Genomic DNA, 14,308 nt, shown 5'->3' with positions numbered 1-14,308 from the left:
TCATCTACCCCTTGGGTGCCAGCAATTTCAGCGCCGCGCGGATCAGATCCGCCTCCCCTGCCTCGGGGTTTGAGGCGGCCGCCTCAGCCACCGCCGAGGCAGCATCCGACGGGCCATATCCGAGGTTTGACAACGCAGACAAAGCACCAGCCGAGGCCGCAGCCGCACCCGAGGGAGCGGTCGGTTTCTTGCGGGGTTTGGGCGCTGGTGCGGGATCCGCGGCCTCCAGCACCTCCAGTTCCGGGCCGTCCATCGCCTCGGTCACGGTACCGCCCAGGGCCATGACGCCTGGGGCCTTGTCCTTGAGATCGAGCACAACGCGCTGTGCGGTCTTGGGGCCCACGCCCTTGGCCGCCTTGACTGTGGCCCAATCACCCAAAGCGATCGCACGGCTCACGCCATCTGGCCCCAGCGTACCCAGAATGGCCAGCGAAACCTTGGCACCGATCCCCTGCACGGAACACAGCAGGCGATGCCATTCCTTTTCAATGAGCGAGGTGAAGCCATAAAGCTGCATCAGATCCTCGCGCACCACCATGTCGGTATAAAGCGAGACCGCCTCGCCCACGCCCGGCAGCGACGCCAGTGTCCGGTCCGAGCAATAAACGATATACCCCACCCCTCGTACGTCGATCAGGATGTGGTCGGCGGCCCGGTAATCCAGCCGCCCTGTCAGCTTGCCAATCATGCCTGTACCTCTCGCAGCCGGATGTCGCCCTTGCCACCATAATGCGCGTGGCACATGGCGATGGCCAGAGCATCCGCAGCATCCGCGCCTGCAGGCTGACAACCGGGCAACTGCAGTTTCACCATGTAAAGGATCTGCTGCTTGTCGGCGTGACCTGCGCCAACGATGGTTTTCTTGACCTTGTTGGGGGCATATTCGCCAATCGGGATGCCCGCCTGCGCCAAGGTCAGCAAAGCCACTCCACGCGCTTGGCCCAGTTTCAGCGTCCCGGCCCCATCCTTGTTCACGAAAGTCTGTTCGATGGCCGCCTGATCTGGCGCATAGCGGGCCACGACATCCGTAAGTTGCTCATGCAGCGACAAGAGCCGCTCTGCCAGATCACCCGAACCAGAGGTGCAATGACCGTTGGCAATGTGGCTCAACCGGCTACCGTTTGATTCGATTACGCCCCATCCCATGGTCCGTAATCCGGGGTCGATGCCCAGAATTCGCATAAATCCGCCCACGCCCTGCTCGTTTTTGTAACGTTTCTCACGAACTAGCACGAAAGGGGAACATTTTCCAAGCGCTTTGCGATCACAGACAAAAACGACACCGCCTGTTCCGCCTACGACTTTCGGTCTGAAAACGACATGCCGCAATGCAAAAAGCGACACGTTTGCGACACCTGATCACCCTTTATTTCATGACTGTTTCAGCCATTTCGACCCTTGCAGAAATTGCATAGGACACATGCAATTTTGATCTCTTGTGCCGGTGATTTGCCCGCCATAAGTGCGGCTCAGAACGAAAACAGTGACTACTCACACAAACCAGAAGGAACATGGATATGGCTGCACTGGACACCACCCGCACCTATGGCTCGATCGGCCTCGTTGGCCGTATCGGCGCAACATTCGCCTCCGCAGTGAACGCAATCGCCCTGTGGAACGACGCACGCGTCACCCGCAACACCCTGTCGGAACTGTCCGACCGCGAACTGGAAGACATCGGTCTGATCCGCGGCGACATCGACGGCGTTGCAGAAGGGTCGCACCGCTTCTGAGCCTTTCTTCCCCGCCTCTCCCTCGGGGATCAAAAGAAACGCCGCATGACATATTCATGCGGCGTTTTCTTTTGTCTGAATGTATCCCGGACAGTGCCCCGGCGGTGCTTGTTTCAGCGCAGCACTGGACCGATTTGGGATGCGATAAACTCTGAGACGGGCTCCACTGCCATCAAAGCCGCGCCGCCCTGTTCCACGACGGTTCCTTCATGCAACTTGGCAAGCCGTTCTTCATAAGCTGCAGGCCCAAGATGTGCGAGCAGAAAGCCCTTGAAAACGAAGAATCCAAACACAAACATTGCAATCGCACGCAGGGACACCCCGGGCCGTGCCCGTCTGGGTTTCACTTCGATCAGCCCGTCCGAACGCAAGCGGTGCGTGTACCCGCCCGACATGGCCTGATGTTTCCGCGTCAGTTTCGCGACGCGACGATCAAATTGGAGATGGTCCTCAACCATGGCAGCCTCCGTCTCACTGGCCCCCACCGGTGATTGAGACAACCTACGGCTAAAATGTGACCAAACAAAGACCCACGTCTAAAATGCCACTAAAACTGGCCTAAATTGCGGCATTTCTTTGAATTGTGAGCGTTGTCCACTCGCCAATCTCATCCCGATGGACCAGATTGTTTCCATTATCGGCATATACAGCGACCACTTCGTCCGCCTGTTCATTCAAAATACCCGAAAGAATCGCGTATCCGCCGGGGCGCAGGTGCGATGTCACATCCGGAGACAGGGCCACCAGCGGGCCCTTTAGGATATTGGCGAAAACCAGGTCATAGGGCGCATGGGCCGCCAGATCGGGGTGATCAAAGCCCGCGGCCTCCAGACATTTGACCGTACCCTCCATGCCGTTGGCTTTCAGGTTCGCCTCGGCCACATCAACGGCAACTTCGTCGATGTCGCTGGCCAGGATATCGCCGGTCCACACCCGAGCGGCGGCCATCGCCAGCACCGCGGTGCCACAACCGATGTCGGCAACCTTGGCGCCCTCGAACCCGTCCGAAATCAGACGATCCAGAGCCCGCAGACAGCCAAGTGTGGTGCCGTGGTGGCCGGTACCGAAGGCCATCGCCGCCTCGATCAGCAGAGGAATGCTGCCCTCGGGCACCTTGTCGGCGTCATGGCTGCCATAGACAAAGAACCGCCCGGCCTCGACAGGGGCCAGCTCGCGGCGCACATGGGCGACCCAGTCGGTTTCCGGCAGTTCCGAGATCACAAACGGCTTGGCCTCAAACGTTGCGGCCAAAAGCGCCAGACCTGCCTCGTCCGGGGCCTCGGTGAAATAGCCGCCAACCTCCCACAGGCCCGACCCGTCCTCGACCTCGAACACGCCCACGCCAGTGGGTTCCGGGTTCAGGCGTTCCATGGCTTCGCCCAGGGCTTCGGCGGGGGCTTTGCCCATCAACGTGGTCAGTGCGGTAAAGGTCGGCATCAGCGTCTCCTGAATCTGTCCGCATGCGCGTAGGGCCGCGGCGCGTCGAGGTCAAGCTCGGATACCATGGTTCGGCCCAGGGATTGCACGTAAAGCCAGCCCCACCAAGCCGCCCCTGCCCCCACGATGATGGTAACGAGCGCCTGGGCATAGATGACGCCGGGTGCACCGAACCAACCAGCCAAGACCCAGGCAAAAGGCAGCGTCAGAATGCCGTCGCGGATCCAGGATACCAGCGTGGCCCAGCCGGGCTTCATCAAAGCGTTGAAGGCGGCTGAGGCCACGTAGAGCGCGGCGGCGAACACGAACCCGCCGGCTCCGAAGTAGACGAAGTTCAAAACAACCTCGACCCCGGCACCGGTGACAGCAAAGGCCCCGACAATCCATGGACCAAGCAAGGCCAGCAGAGACCATGTGACGGCGGTATAGATCAGCCCAAAGATCAACGCATCACGATAGGTTCGACACAAGCGATCATGCCGCCCGGCACCAAAGTTCTGACCAAAGATGCCACCGATGGCCCCAGACAGCGAAAAGATCCCGCCAAACGCCACAACAGTCAGTCGGCCAACCACGGCCCAGCCTGCGACGGCCTCATCCCCGAATCCGGCCATGACAATGGTAAGCAGGTAGTTGCCCACAGGTGTAGCCATCTGCGCCAGGATCGCAGGCAAGGCGATGGCAAAATAGGGCGCTGCGGTTTCTCGCAAGCCCCGCAGACAAGGCCGCGCTAGAAGGTCATGCGTACCAATCGCAAACCGCAAAGCCACAACCAGCATCACCACGCGCGAGATATTCAGCCCCATGGCCGCGCCATCCAGCCCCCAGCCAAAGCCCACGATCATGATCGGATCGATCACCATGGCCACCGCGCCAGAGGTCAGCGTGACCATCATCGACCGCATCCCGTCGCCCTCGGCCCTGAGCGTGCCGTTGGCGATCATCGACACCGCCATGATGCCAAGGCTGGGCACTGACATCGCCAGATAACGTGCAGCCAGCGCCGCTGTTTCTCCGGTTGCGCCGGAAAGCGCCACGATCTCATGCCGGAATACAAAGATCGAGGCGGCCACCGTACTCTGAATCGCAAAAGCGATCATCGCCGCACTTGTGGCGGTGCGGCGCGCCAGTGGCCGGTTGTCCTCGCCGATGCGGCGCGACACCAGCGCGGTCGACGCGATCATAAGGCCGATGCCGGCAGAGACCGAGAAATACTGGATCGCAAAGGCAAAGCCGATGGCGGCCATCAACTTGGGGTCGCCCAGTTGCGAAATCCAGAACAGATTGGCCGCATCCACCAGAAAGACAAAGGTGATCCCCATGGCACCCGTCATGGTCATGCGCACCACATGCCCCATGGTGGAGCCGGTCAGGAACCGTCCCTTATCCGCCATGCGCGCCTATTCCGCCGGGGCCGGCTCAGGGCGAGCAAAGATCGTCTCGTGTCCGGGTTCGGGGTGGCGTGGGATCAGCATCGAGAGCGCCAAGGACACCAGCGCCATACAGGCCGCCAACGCAAAGACCGCCGCCGGAGAGACAACCCACAAAAGCCCCAGCAACACCGGCAGGAACACCGCCGCGATGTGGTTGATGGTAAAGGCCACGGCAGCCGTTGGCGCGATGTCACCGGGGTCGGCGATCTTCTGGAAATAGGTCTTCAGCGCCATTGCGAGACCAAACAGAATGTGGTCGATCACATAAAGGAACGCCGCCAGCATAAAGCCCCAGCCGAACCAATAGAGCCCCCCGTAAGCACCGAACACCAGCGCCAGACCGATGTATTCGAACATCAGCGTCCGGCGCTCACCGAACTTGGCCACGGCCTTGCCCAGGAACGGCGCGGCAAACATGTTGATCACAAGGTTGATCAGGTAAAGGCCGGTCAACTCATGCACCTCGAACCCAAAACGTTCGACCATCATGAAGCCGGCAAAGACCATGAAGATCTGCCGCCGTGCGCCGGACATGAACTGCAGCGCGTAATAGAGCCAGTACCGTTTCCGCAGCACCATCTTCTTGACCTGCGGCGTCGGCGCTTCGAACTGGGGATAGGCCAGCAGGCAGAAAATCGCGATAGCCGCAGTCACCCCGCCTGAAAGCATGAAAACGATGTTATACGTCAGGTTCAGCGTGTCCCACATCATCACGATCAGAACAAACACCACGGTCGTTGTGGCGGATCCGGCCGCCATCAACCAGCCCAGCATTTGCGGCGCCCGCTCCTTGGGCAGCCATTGCAATTGCAGTGACTGGTTCACCGTCTCATAGTAATGAAACCCGATCGAGCTGAGCAGGGTCAGGAACAGCAAGCCCTGCAAGCTGGGAAACCAAGCGGTAAAGGCCGTGGCGACCCCCAACATGAAGAGCGAGATCAGCCCAAGCACCTGCTCGCGTACGAAGATGATGATGGCGATGACCCCAACTGCCAGAAAGCCCGGGATCTCGCGCACGGTGTGCAGCAATCCGATGTCCGCGCCGTCAAAATCTGCAACTTCGATGACGAAATTGTTCAGGAGAGCATACCAGGCATAAAACGCAATCGGCATGGCCATTGCGGTAACAAACAGCAGGGTAAAGGGCCGCCGCCAGAACGGAAGAGAATGCGCTTCGGCAAGGGGGATCGGTTTCATCATGAGATTTCTCTACGCCGATTGGTGGGCGCTGGCGAGCGCAAAGAGACCAGCGCACATCTCGTCTGCGTCAGCGCGCAGATATTTTGGAGTGTCAAGCGTTCTGGCTAGGCAGCGTGTCAGGCGACAATCAGAGAAAGCTCTGCGGATCGATATCGACGCTCAGGCGCAAGTCACCTGTCAGGCGCAGAGGTGCGATCCAGCGGGCGATGGCGTCCTGAATCGGCGCACCCTTGTCCGCCTTGACCAACAACCGCACGCGGTGGCGCCCGCGAATGCGTGCGATAGGGGCCGGGGCAGGCCCAAACACTTGCGCGCCGATCTGACGGAGGGGGCCATCATTGCGCGCCATCGCGTTGCCCAGATCAAACACCGCCGCCACGTCAGGCCCCGACAGCACAATCCCCGCCATTCGGCCATAAGGCGGCACACCAGCGGCCTGCCGTTCGGCGGCCTCGGCCGACCAAAACCCGTTTTCATCCCCCGACAGGATCGCGCGGATCACCGGATGCTCGGGCTGAAACGTCTGCAACAGCGCCTGCCCCGGCTTTTCGGCCCGCCCGGCGCGCCCGGCCACCTGCCGCATCAGTTGGAACGTGCGTTCAGCCGCACGCAGATCCGAGCCCTGCAGGCCCAGATCGGCGTCGATCACCCCCACCAAGGTCAAGTTCGGGAAGTTGTGCCCCTTGGCCACCAACTGTGTGCCGATGATGATATCGGCCTCGCCCTCGGCGATCTCTTCGATCTTGGCCTTAAGCGCGCGGGCTGAGCCGAACATGTCGGAACTCAGCGTGGCGATGTTGGCATCGGGAAAGGTCTCCAGCGCCTCTTCGGCCAGCCGTTCGATACCTGGTCCAACCGGGGCTAGTTTGCCTTCGACTTCGCAGGATGGGCAAGCGTCAGGCATCGGTTTGGTCTCACCGCATTGGTGGCACATCAGGCGTTTGAGGAAGCGGTGCTCGACCATACGGGCGTCGCAATTGTCACAGCCGATCTGATGCCCGCAAGCCCGGCAGATCGTGACCGGCGCATAGCCGCGACGGTTGATGAAAAGGAGCGACTGTTCGCCCTTGGCCCGCCGATCTTCGACCGCCTGGCGCAGGGTGGGCGAGATCCAGGTGCTGGCCGGCATGCTTTCGACGCGCATGTCGATGGCCCGCATTTCCGGCATCACGGACGCGCCAAACCGCGAGGTCAGCTCGATCTTTTCGTATTTTCCCGCGTCCGCATTGGCCCAGCTTTCCAGCGAGGGCGTGGCGCTGGCCAGCACGACACGGGCGCCGCAAATGGCCGACCGCAGCACCGCCATGTCGCGGGCGTTGTAGGTCACGCCATCCTCTTGCTTGTAAGAGGTGTCGTGTTCCTCATCCACAATGATCAGGCCAAGGTGGCGGAACGGCAGAAACAGCGACGAGCGCGCACCGACCACCACCTGCGCGTCCCCCTGACCCACCATGCGCCAAACCCGGCGCCGTTCCGTCATCGTGACGCCCGAGTGCCATTCGGCGGGCCGTGCGCCAAACCGAGCCTCGATCCGGGTCAGGAATTCAGCGGTCAGTGCAATCTCGGGCAGCAGCACGAGAGCTTGTTTACCTAGGCGCAGACATTCGGCGACGGCCTCCAGATAGACCTCTGTCTTGCCGGAACCGGTCACACCCTTGAGCAGCGTCGTGCCGTATTTCTGTGATTGTAGCCCAGCGCGCAGGGTTTCGGCGGCGGTCGCTTGGTCGTCGCTCAAGTCCTTGCTTGGCAGGTCGGGGTCCAGATGTGGATAAGGCAGATCACGGGGACTGTCCTCCTCTCGGACGACATCCTGTTTTACCAACCCCTTGACGACCGTCGGAGTCACCCCGGCCATTTCTGCCAGTTCCTTGAGCGTGAACGACAACCCGCCGTATTCGCGCAGCACTTCGAGCACACGGCGTCGCGCGTCGGTTTGACGATCCGGCACCCCTTCGCCCAAGCGATATACCTTGCGCATGGATTGCGGATCGCCCAGGCCCGGCGCGCGGGTCGCAAGCCGCAGCATCATCGACATGGGTGTCAGCGTGTAGTCAGCGGCGCGGCCCAGAAACGTACGCATCTCGTCGCGCATCGGGGCCACATCCAGCACCCGGATGACCGAGCGAATCCTGGACCGGTCGAAATCTCCTTGCCCCGGCCCCCAGACGACGCCCATCACCTTGCGGGGGCCAAGCGGGACCTCGACAAAGGCACCCCGAAAGCAACCGCCTTCGGGCGCTTTGTAATCCAGAAGCCGATCAAGGGGTTGCGTGGTCAGGACAGCAACCAGATCACCTTGGTCGAAAAACTCTGGATCGGGCACGGATCACCTTTCGTGGGCCAGGGGTTTCAGTGGGTCCCTTCATGAGGTAAAGGCATCCGGGACAGAGGCCAACCCATCAAAGGACTGCCCCCATGAAATTCTTCGTTGATACCGCCGAAATCGACGCCATTGCCGAGCTGAACGACCTGGGCATGGTGGACGGTGTGACCACCAACCCCTCGCTGATCAAGAAATCCGGTCGCGACATTATCGAGGTCACGAAAGAGATCTGTGATCTCGTCGACGGCCCGGTGTCCGCCGAGGTGACCGCGACAGATGCCGAGACGATGATTGCCGAAGGCCGCAAACTGGTTGAGATCGCCGAAAACATCGCCGTCAAAGTGCCGCTGACCTGGGATGGCCTAAAGGCCTGCAAGACCCTGACCGATGATGGTCACATGGTGAACGTGACGCTCTGCTTCTCGGCCAACCAGGCGCTGCTGGCGGCCAAGGCAGGCGCGAGCTTTATCTCGCCCTTCATCGGTCGTCTGGATGACATCAACCTCGACGGCATGGAACTGATCGAAGACATCCGCACAATCTATGATAACTTCGGGTTCGAGACGGAAATCCTGGCCGCCTCGATCCGCTCGGTGAACCACATCCTGGACAGCGCCCGCATCGGCGCCGACGTGATCACCGCGCCACCTGCCGTGATCAAGGCGATGGTCAACCACCCGCTGACCGACAAAGGCCTCGACGCTTTCCTGGCAGACATCAAAGCCGCCGACATCAAGATCCTCTGATCTTGCGCGGCGGGGGGAGGCTCCCGCCCTCTGTTGCTCGATCAAAGATCGAGCGCCGCCGGTTGGGCCGGGCAGCGCGCCTGCGGCGCGCTGCGTTTGCGTCCAGCCGCCACCCGTTCGAACAAAGCACCGACCGCGCCGCGCGTAGCGCGGCGCTGGGCCCAACGGGAGGGGCCAGATCTTTGATCTGGTGCCGACGGGCGGGAGCTCTCCCTGCCGTGCGCTTCCGGTGGCAATCCGCGCACATCTGACGACAATTCGACGGGCCGGTTGATTTTTCCGACCCCAAAGCGCATTCCCATGCTATGAACCGGCCCAATACAAAAACGAGGCTAGAATGAGCAGCAGCCCGAAACTGGAAAACGCATTGCGTGAGGCGATCATCGCCAAGCCCGACACCGTGCTTGACGACAAGGACCTGATGCATGCCCTCGTCGCCGCCAACGAGCGTGCGATGGGTGGCAATATCGTCGACTTGCGCGGCATCGCCATGGAGCGGCTTGAGGCACGCCTGGACCGGCTCGAGGACACCCATCGCTCGGTCATTGCCGCTGCCTATGAAAACCTGGCCGGCACCAACCAGGTGCACCGTGCCATCCTGCGGATGATGGACCCCACGGATTTTGAAACCTTCCTCAAGGATCTGGGCGGCGAGGTTGCCGAAATCCTGCGCGTCGACGCCATCACCCTGGTTCTGGAATCTGTCCAGAACGACAATGACCCGGCTGTACAACGCTTGGGCGACGTGCTGTCCATTGCCGAACCCGGCTTTATCGAAAGCTACCTGACCAATGGCCGCAACACCGGCGCACGGCAGGTCACTTTGCGGCAGATGCAAACGGCCTCGACCCAGATCTATGGCCCGCGCGCCGACTGGATCCGGTCCGAAGCCTGTCTGAAGCTCGACTTCGGCAATGGCCGCCTGCCCGGCATGCTGGCCATGGGGGCCGAGGACCCGCATCAGTTTACCCCACAGCAAGGCACCGACCTGCTCTCGTTCTTTGCCGGCGTGTTTGAACGGTCGATGCGCCACTGGCTGTCATGAGCCTGATCTCTCCGGCCTGCCGCGATGCGCTCCAGTCCTGGCTAGAGGCGCAGAAATCGCTGATGGGCCGGTCCGAGAACACGATCATCGCTTATCAGGGTGACGTCACCGACTTTCTGTCGTTCATGACCTTGCACCACGGCGAACCACACGGGCTGAAGCCGCTGGAAAAAATCACCGTCAGCGACATGCGGTCTTGGATGGCGCATGTGCGGGGTGATGGTGTCGGCGCCCGGTCACTGGCGCGCAAGCTTTCGGCGGTCAAAAGCTTCTACAAGTGGCTGGCCGAGCGTGAGGGGTTTGAACCCACTGCGGTTCTGTCCACCCGCGCGCCCAAGTTCCAGCGCAAGCTGCCCCGCCCCCTGCCGCAGGATGCCGCCAAGGCGATGATCGAAACGGTCGAGCTGCAATCGCTGTCTGATTGGGTCGCCGCGCGCGATGTCGCCGTGGTCACGCTGCTTTATGGCTGCGGCCTGCGGATTTCCGAGGCTCTCTCGCTGAAGGGCAAGGACGCCCCCCTGCCTAGGAGCTTGCGCATCTTCGGCAAGGGCAACAAGGAACGTGTGGTGCCGGTGATCGATGCCGCCCGCGACGCGGTCGAGACCTATCTGCGCTTATGTCCGCACGCCAAGGATCCGGACGCACCTTTGTTTCGCGGCGCGCGGGGTGGGGCGCTGTCGCCGCGCGCCATTCAAGGCGCCATGGCCAAGGCGCGGATGCAGTTGGGCCTGCCTGCAACGGCAACACCCCACGCCATGCGCCACAGCTTTGCCACCCATCTGCTGGAAGCAGGCGGTGACCTGCGCGCAATCCAAGAGCTGTTGGGGCATGCTTCACTGTCCACCACGCAAGCCTATACCGCCGTGGATACGAAGCATCTGATGGACATCTACAACCGCACACACCCCAAGGCGTGACACGTTTTACCGATGGTCAGGGATTCCTTCCCTTGCAGCCATTCTCAGGGACCAATCGTTTGCAGTCCCGCGCGTTTTCCGTCATGACAGGCAAATGACACCGCAGTTCAAAGCTCTCTCCGTTCACCTGTTGACAGCCACCGGCGCCGTTTTTGCGATGCTGGCAATGCTGGCCGCTGTCGACGCCAAATGGGACCTGATGTTCCTGTGGCTTGTCGTGGCCTTTTTCGTGGACGGCATCGACGGCCCAATGGCGCGGAAATACAATGTCAAAACCTATGCACCTGAATTCGATGGCGTGCTGCTTGACCTGATCATCGACTATCTGACCTATGTCTTCATCCCGGCCTTTGCGCTGTTCAAATCAGGGCTCATGGACGGCTGGACAGGCTGGTTCGCGATCATCGTGATCACCTTTGCCAGTGCGATGTATTTTGCCGACACCCGTATGAAAACAAAGGACAACTCCTTTTCCGGCTTCCCCGGGTGCTGGAACATGCTGGTGCTGGTGATCTTTGCGCTGGAGCCCAACTTCTGGGTCAGCCTAGGCCTTGTGACGGCGCTGGCAATCGCGATGTTTCTGCCGCTCAAGTTCATCCACCCCGTACGCACCGAACGCTGGCGACCGCTCAGCCTGTCGATGGCATTGGCCTGGACCTTTTTTGCCGGTTGGGCAGCCTGGGTCGATTTTCACCCGGAAAGCTGGGCGCACTGGGGTCTGATCATCACTAGCTCTTATCTGCTGGTGGCAGGCATTGCGCAGCAGCTGATACCTGAGCGCAATGCCTGATCGTTATAGCACGTCCTCAATGACAAAGCTGCGGCCGTTGTGCTCAAAACTTTCGCCCGCCTTGGCCCCAGCCATCGCCTTGTAAATCGGGCTTTGTGGCGAGATCCCCATATAGGTCACACCGTCCACATCGAACCGTGTAGTCGAGACCGCAACGATGAAATTGCGGTTATTGAACGACACCACAGAGCCCGGCCCCACAGTGTCCGTCAGCGAGAAATCCATGTTCTCGATCACGTCGATCTTGGCATGATGGGTCTGCACCGGGGTATCAAACGCCGCCGCCAGATCCGCGTTCTCGCGCGCGGCGACCATGTCGTCCTTGTCGTGGGTTTCGCGATCGTCCATCTGGCTGTCTTGCAAGAACGCCTCGTAATGGGCGATTGCCGTGGCCAGTTCGGCCTCTTCCATCGATAAGAGCTTGTCGTGAACGGCCTGTTTCAACGCCGCGCGATCTGTGGTCATGGCGGTCTCCTTGCAATCTGTTTCGGACATAATGTGCTTTGGTCCAAGCCCACTGTGCCTTGATCCAAGTCAGATGAGCAAGCCTGCGGCGCCCTCGTGCCTGAGCAGAGCGACTTTCATTTCGACCCCACCTTTACCCGAAAATCCGGTCAGCCCCTTGGCCCCCATCACGCGGTGGCAGGGAATGATCACAGGGATCGGATTGCCGCCACAGCCCTGACCCACGGATTGCGCCGAATACCCCAGCTCTCGGGCCAGTTCGCCATAGGTGCGGGTATAGCCAAAGGGTATCGCCAACATGGCTGCGCAGACATCACGCTGCATTTGCGACCCTTCGACCCTGAGCGGCAGATCGAACCCTTCCAACTCACCAGCGTCATAAGCCGCCATCTGGACCGCCGCCTTGGTCAGCAGCGGCGTGACCACGCCCTGATTTTCACCATCCCAAACCAGCTTGGTGATGGCCCCGTCCTCTTCGACGATCCCGAGTGTTCCGAATTGTGTATCAACTGCGATCATTGGCATGAAGCCACGGTTCCAGAAGCCAGGACAGGACACAAGTCACATTCACCGGAAAAGTGGAAATTGGCCGACGGGGAAATTTTGGTTTGCGAACCGCGTCGAGCGTACCTACCTATGGGGTGGGAACAGGCGACCTCACTGAACCAACGAGAAGGGTCGCAAAAACATGACGTACTTGAACACACTCCGCCTTGGCGCGGTTTGTTTTGCATTTTTCAACAGCACAGTTTGGGCCGAAGCCCCGCCACAGGTCGATCAGGCGGCGTTGAACCAACTGTTAGCCAAAGACCGACTGGCCGCCTTTGAACAGGCGTTCGAGGTCGGCGATGAGATCACCGAGGCCACTTATACACTGGAAGATGGCGCCGGGGCTGCGGTGGCACCGGGGCAAAGCTTCACCCGTTTGCCACGTGCAGATCGAACCGGCGCGGGCGAATGGGCCATGCACTTTCCAACCCGCGAAGGGGGCCCACAGGCGCAATCCTGCATCGCCTGCCATGCTGCACCGCTGGCCAATGGTGCGGGGCCAATGGCAGTGAATGTGGCGGTTGATCCGCTCCACACTGGCGATCCGGCGCAGTTTCTGGAGCGAAACACGCTGCATCTCTTTGGCCTTGGCGCGGTTCAGCGCGTGGCCGAAGAGATGACGATGGACCTGCACGCCATTGCGCTGCAAGCAGCGGATCGCGCCTGCTCGGATCAGTCCGCAGTAACCCTGGATCTGGAAACCAAGGGCGTTTCCTTTGGCAAGATCACTGCGCAGCCCGATGACGCAGGCGCAGAGTGCACCGCAACGCTGGACCGATCAGCGGTCGAAGGCGTCGACCCCGATCTGGTCGTGCGCATGTTCGGGTGGAAAGGCAACCACGCCACCTTGCGCGCTTTTGCTCGCAACGCCGCGCATAATGAGATGGGTTTGCAGGCCGTGGAACTGGTGGGCGAGAAAGACGGTGATTATGATGGCGTCACCGGCGAGTTGAGCGTCGGCGACGTAACGGCGGTCACGATCTATATGGCCGCCCTGGAGCGCCCGACCTCGTTGCTGGAACTTGCCGATCTTGGCCTGCACGAGCTGACCCAGAAAGAGCGCGCCCGGATCGAGCGAGGGCAAACCCGCCTGGTGCAGGCCAAATGCACCTCGTGCCACGTGCCCAGCCTGCCAATAGAAAACGCCCGCTTTTCCGAGCCAAGCGCAGTGCCCGGATTTGCCGAAGACACTTTGCCTGATGGATCGGACGCAATGGCACAGGGGCTTTATGCCCAAGCGCCCGTCTGGTTCGATCTGACCGGCGATCAGCCAAACAACCGGATTGAACAGGCGGACGGCAGCATCCTGCAACTGGGCAGCTTTCCCAAACGGGGTGACAATGGCGCAGAGCTGACCTGGTATTCCGACTTCCGACGCCACGACATGGGGCCGGGACTGGCCGATCCTGTGGATGCCTTTGGCTTTGGCGCATCGGTCTGGCCCACCCGGTCGCTGGCCGGAGTTGGGTCCACCGGGCCCTGGCTGCACAACGGGCACGCTACGACATTGCGCGATGCGATCCTAGCGCATGGGGGAGAGGCAATGGCCAGCAAGCAGGCTTTTCTGGCGATGGAAGAGCCCGCGCAGGGCGAGTTAATCGCCTTTCTTGAAAACCTGGTGATCGTGAACCTTGATCCCGAAGAGGAGGAGCACTGACACGGCTTGGCCC

At 60.9% G+C, this 14,308-nt stretch carries 15 protein-coding genes; 6 read left to right on the top strand and 9 right to left on the bottom strand.

What is annotated here, in order from left to right; all coding sequences use genetic code 11:
* Window positions 1-4: 4 nt before the first annotated feature.
* Together ruvA and ruvC are read right to left on the bottom strand one after the other, a co-directional pair.
* Window positions 5-688: a Holliday junction branch migration protein RuvA gene (gene ruvA, locus TRL7639_RS14170; RefSeq protein ID WP_085796523.1), complete on the bottom strand. Its 684-nt coding sequence runs from the start codon at window positions 686-688 to the stop codon at window positions 5-7.
* The gene (ruvC, locus tag TRL7639_RS14165; RefSeq protein WP_085796522.1) at window positions 685-1,182 is read right to left on the bottom strand and encodes a crossover junction endodeoxyribonuclease RuvC; all 498 of its coding nucleotides are present in this window, start codon (window positions 1,180-1,182) and stop codon (window positions 685-687) included. The genes ruvA and ruvC overlap by 4 nt, the downstream gene beginning before the upstream one ends.
* A gap of 335 nt (window positions 1,183-1,517) precedes the next feature.
* Between ruvC and TRL7639_RS14160 the strand changes: the two genes are divergently transcribed.
* Entirely contained in the window at window positions 1,518-1,733 is a 216-nt protein-coding gene (locus TRL7639_RS14160) for a DUF1127 domain-containing protein (RefSeq protein ID WP_085796906.1), read from the top strand.
* 113 nt (window positions 1,734-1,846) lie between these two features.
* Here the strand turns inward: TRL7639_RS14160 and TRL7639_RS14155 are convergent, their stop codons facing one another.
* The 5 genes from TRL7639_RS14155 to TRL7639_RS14135 all read right to left on the bottom strand — a co-directional run bounded on the left by TRL7639_RS14155 (window position 1,847) and on the right by TRL7639_RS14135 (window position 8,126).
* Window positions 1,847-2,191 carry a hypothetical protein gene (locus tag TRL7639_RS14155; protein ID WP_085796521.1) on the bottom strand — a complete coding sequence of 115 codons (345 nt, stop codon included), beginning with the start codon at window positions 2,189-2,191 and terminating at the stop codon, window positions 1,847-1,849.
* 100 nt (window positions 2,192-2,291) lie between these two features.
* Entirely contained in the window at window positions 2,292-3,170 is an 879-nt protein-coding gene (locus tag TRL7639_RS14150) for a 50S ribosomal protein L11 methyltransferase (protein WP_085796520.1), read from the bottom strand.
* Window positions 3,170-4,564 (bottom strand): MATE family efflux transporter, encoded by a 1,395-nt coding sequence (locus tag TRL7639_RS14145; RefSeq protein WP_235820389.1) that lies wholly within the window; start codon window positions 4,562-4,564, stop codon window positions 3,170-3,172. The genes TRL7639_RS14150 and TRL7639_RS14145 overlap by 1 nt, the downstream gene beginning before the upstream one ends.
* 6 nt (window positions 4,565-4,570) lie before the next feature.
* Window positions 4,571-5,803, bottom strand: a complete 1,233-nt coding sequence (locus tag TRL7639_RS14140) for an MFS transporter (RefSeq protein WP_085796519.1) — start codon at window positions 5,801-5,803, stop codon at window positions 4,571-4,573.
* 127 nt (window positions 5,804-5,930) lie between these two features.
* Entirely contained in the window at window positions 5,931-8,126 is a 2,196-nt protein-coding gene (locus TRL7639_RS14135; RefSeq protein ID WP_085796518.1) for a primosomal protein N', read from the bottom strand.
* 92 nt (window positions 8,127-8,218) lie between these two features.
* On the opposite strand from TRL7639_RS14135, the gene fsa reads away from it, so the two are divergent.
* The 4 genes from fsa (at window position 8,219) to TRL7639_RS14115 (ending at window position 11,624) form a co-directional block, all read left to right on the top strand.
* On the top strand, window positions 8,219-8,872 hold the full coding sequence (gene fsa, locus TRL7639_RS14130; RefSeq protein WP_085796517.1) for a fructose-6-phosphate aldolase: 654 nt from the start codon (window positions 8,219-8,221) through the stop codon (window positions 8,870-8,872).
* 337 nt (window positions 8,873-9,209) lie between these two features.
* Complete coding sequence (locus TRL7639_RS14125; protein WP_085796516.1) at window positions 9,210-9,917, top strand: DUF484 family protein; 708 nt, start codon at window positions 9,210-9,212, stop codon at window positions 9,915-9,917.
* Window positions 9,914-10,834: a tyrosine recombinase XerC gene (locus tag TRL7639_RS14120; RefSeq protein ID WP_085796515.1), complete on the top strand. Its 921-nt coding sequence runs from the start codon at window positions 9,914-9,916 to the stop codon at window positions 10,832-10,834. The genes TRL7639_RS14125 and TRL7639_RS14120 overlap by 4 nt, the downstream gene beginning before the upstream one ends.
* A gap of 94 nt (window positions 10,835-10,928) precedes the next feature.
* The gene (locus TRL7639_RS14115) at window positions 10,929-11,624 is read left to right on the top strand and encodes a CDP-alcohol phosphatidyltransferase family protein (RefSeq protein WP_085796514.1); all 696 of its coding nucleotides are present in this window, start codon (window positions 10,929-10,931) and stop codon (window positions 11,622-11,624) included.
* A 3-nt stretch (window positions 11,625-11,627) separates the two neighbouring features.
* On the opposite strand, the gene TRL7639_RS14110 is transcribed toward TRL7639_RS14115, so the two are convergent.
* Entirely contained in the window at window positions 11,628-12,089 is a 462-nt protein-coding gene (locus tag TRL7639_RS14110; RefSeq protein ID WP_085796904.1) for a hypothetical protein, read from the bottom strand.
* 69 nt (window positions 12,090-12,158) lie between these two features.
* Window positions 12,159-12,614 carry a methylated-DNA--[protein]-cysteine S-methyltransferase gene (locus tag TRL7639_RS14105; RefSeq protein WP_085796513.1) on the bottom strand — a complete coding sequence of 152 codons (456 nt, stop codon included), beginning with the start codon at window positions 12,612-12,614 and terminating at the stop codon, window positions 12,159-12,161.
* 163 nt (window positions 12,615-12,777) lie between these two features.
* Between TRL7639_RS14105 and TRL7639_RS14100 the strand changes: the two genes are divergently transcribed.
* Complete coding sequence (locus tag TRL7639_RS14100) at window positions 12,778-14,295, top strand: di-heme oxidoredictase family protein (RefSeq protein WP_085796512.1); 1,518 nt, start codon at window positions 12,778-12,780, stop codon at window positions 14,293-14,295.
* Window positions 14,296-14,308 lie beyond the last annotated feature (13 nt).

The sequence above is a fragment of the Falsiruegeria litorea R37 genome, from assembly GCF_900172225.1.
Lineage (GTDB): Bacteria > Pseudomonadota > Alphaproteobacteria > Rhodobacterales > Rhodobacteraceae > Falsiruegeria > Falsiruegeria litorea.
The sequence above is the reverse complement of the archived record's forward strand: the minus strand, read 5'-3'. Positions and strand labels throughout refer to the sequence as shown.

What these genes read in the sequence shown, in the direction of transcription:
- TRL7639_RS14155 (WP_085796521.1), bottom strand. Translation starts at nt 2,191, where the DNA reads ATGGTTGAGGACCATCTCCAATTTGATCGTCGCGTCGCGAAACTGACG.
- TRL7639_RS14105 (WP_085796513.1), bottom strand. Translation starts at nt 12,614, where the DNA reads ATGCCAATGATCGCAGTTGATACACAATTCGGAACACTCGGGATCGTC.
- TRL7639_RS14115 (WP_085796514.1), top strand. Translation starts at nt 10,929, where the DNA reads ATGACACCGCAGTTCAAAGCTCTCTCCGTTCACCTGTTGACAGCCACC.
- TRL7639_RS14110 (WP_085796904.1), bottom strand. Translation starts at nt 12,089, where the DNA reads ATGACCACAGATCGCGCGGCGTTGAAACAGGCCGTTCACGACAAGCTC.
- TRL7639_RS14140 (WP_085796519.1), bottom strand. Translation starts at nt 5,803, where the DNA reads ATGATGAAACCGATCCCCCTTGCCGAAGCGCATTCTCTTCCGTTCTGG.
- ruvA (WP_085796523.1), bottom strand. Translation starts at nt 688, where the DNA reads ATGATTGGCAAGCTGACAGGGCGGCTGGATTACCGGGCCGCCGACCAC.
- TRL7639_RS14160 (WP_085796906.1), top strand. Translation starts at nt 1,518, where the DNA reads ATGGCTGCACTGGACACCACCCGCACCTATGGCTCGATCGGCCTCGTT.
- ruvC (WP_085796522.1), bottom strand. Translation starts at nt 1,182, where the DNA reads ATGCGAATTCTGGGCATCGACCCCGGATTACGGACCATGGGATGGGGC.
- TRL7639_RS14125 (WP_085796516.1), top strand. Translation starts at nt 9,210, where the DNA reads ATGAGCAGCAGCCCGAAACTGGAAAACGCATTGCGTGAGGCGATCATC.
- TRL7639_RS14150 (WP_085796520.1), bottom strand. Translation starts at nt 3,170, where the DNA reads ATGCCGACCTTTACCGCACTGACCACGTTGATGGGCAAAGCCCCCGCC.
- fsa (WP_085796517.1), top strand. Translation starts at nt 8,219, where the DNA reads ATGAAATTCTTCGTTGATACCGCCGAAATCGACGCCATTGCCGAGCTG.
- TRL7639_RS14120 (WP_085796515.1), top strand. Translation starts at nt 9,914, where the DNA reads ATGAGCCTGATCTCTCCGGCCTGCCGCGATGCGCTCCAGTCCTGGCTA.
- TRL7639_RS14100 (WP_085796512.1), top strand. Translation starts at nt 12,778, where the DNA reads ATGACGTACTTGAACACACTCCGCCTTGGCGCGGTTTGTTTTGCATTT.
- TRL7639_RS14145 (WP_235820389.1), bottom strand. Translation starts at nt 4,564, where the DNA reads ATGGCGGATAAGGGACGGTTCCTGACCGGCTCCACCATGGGGCATGTG.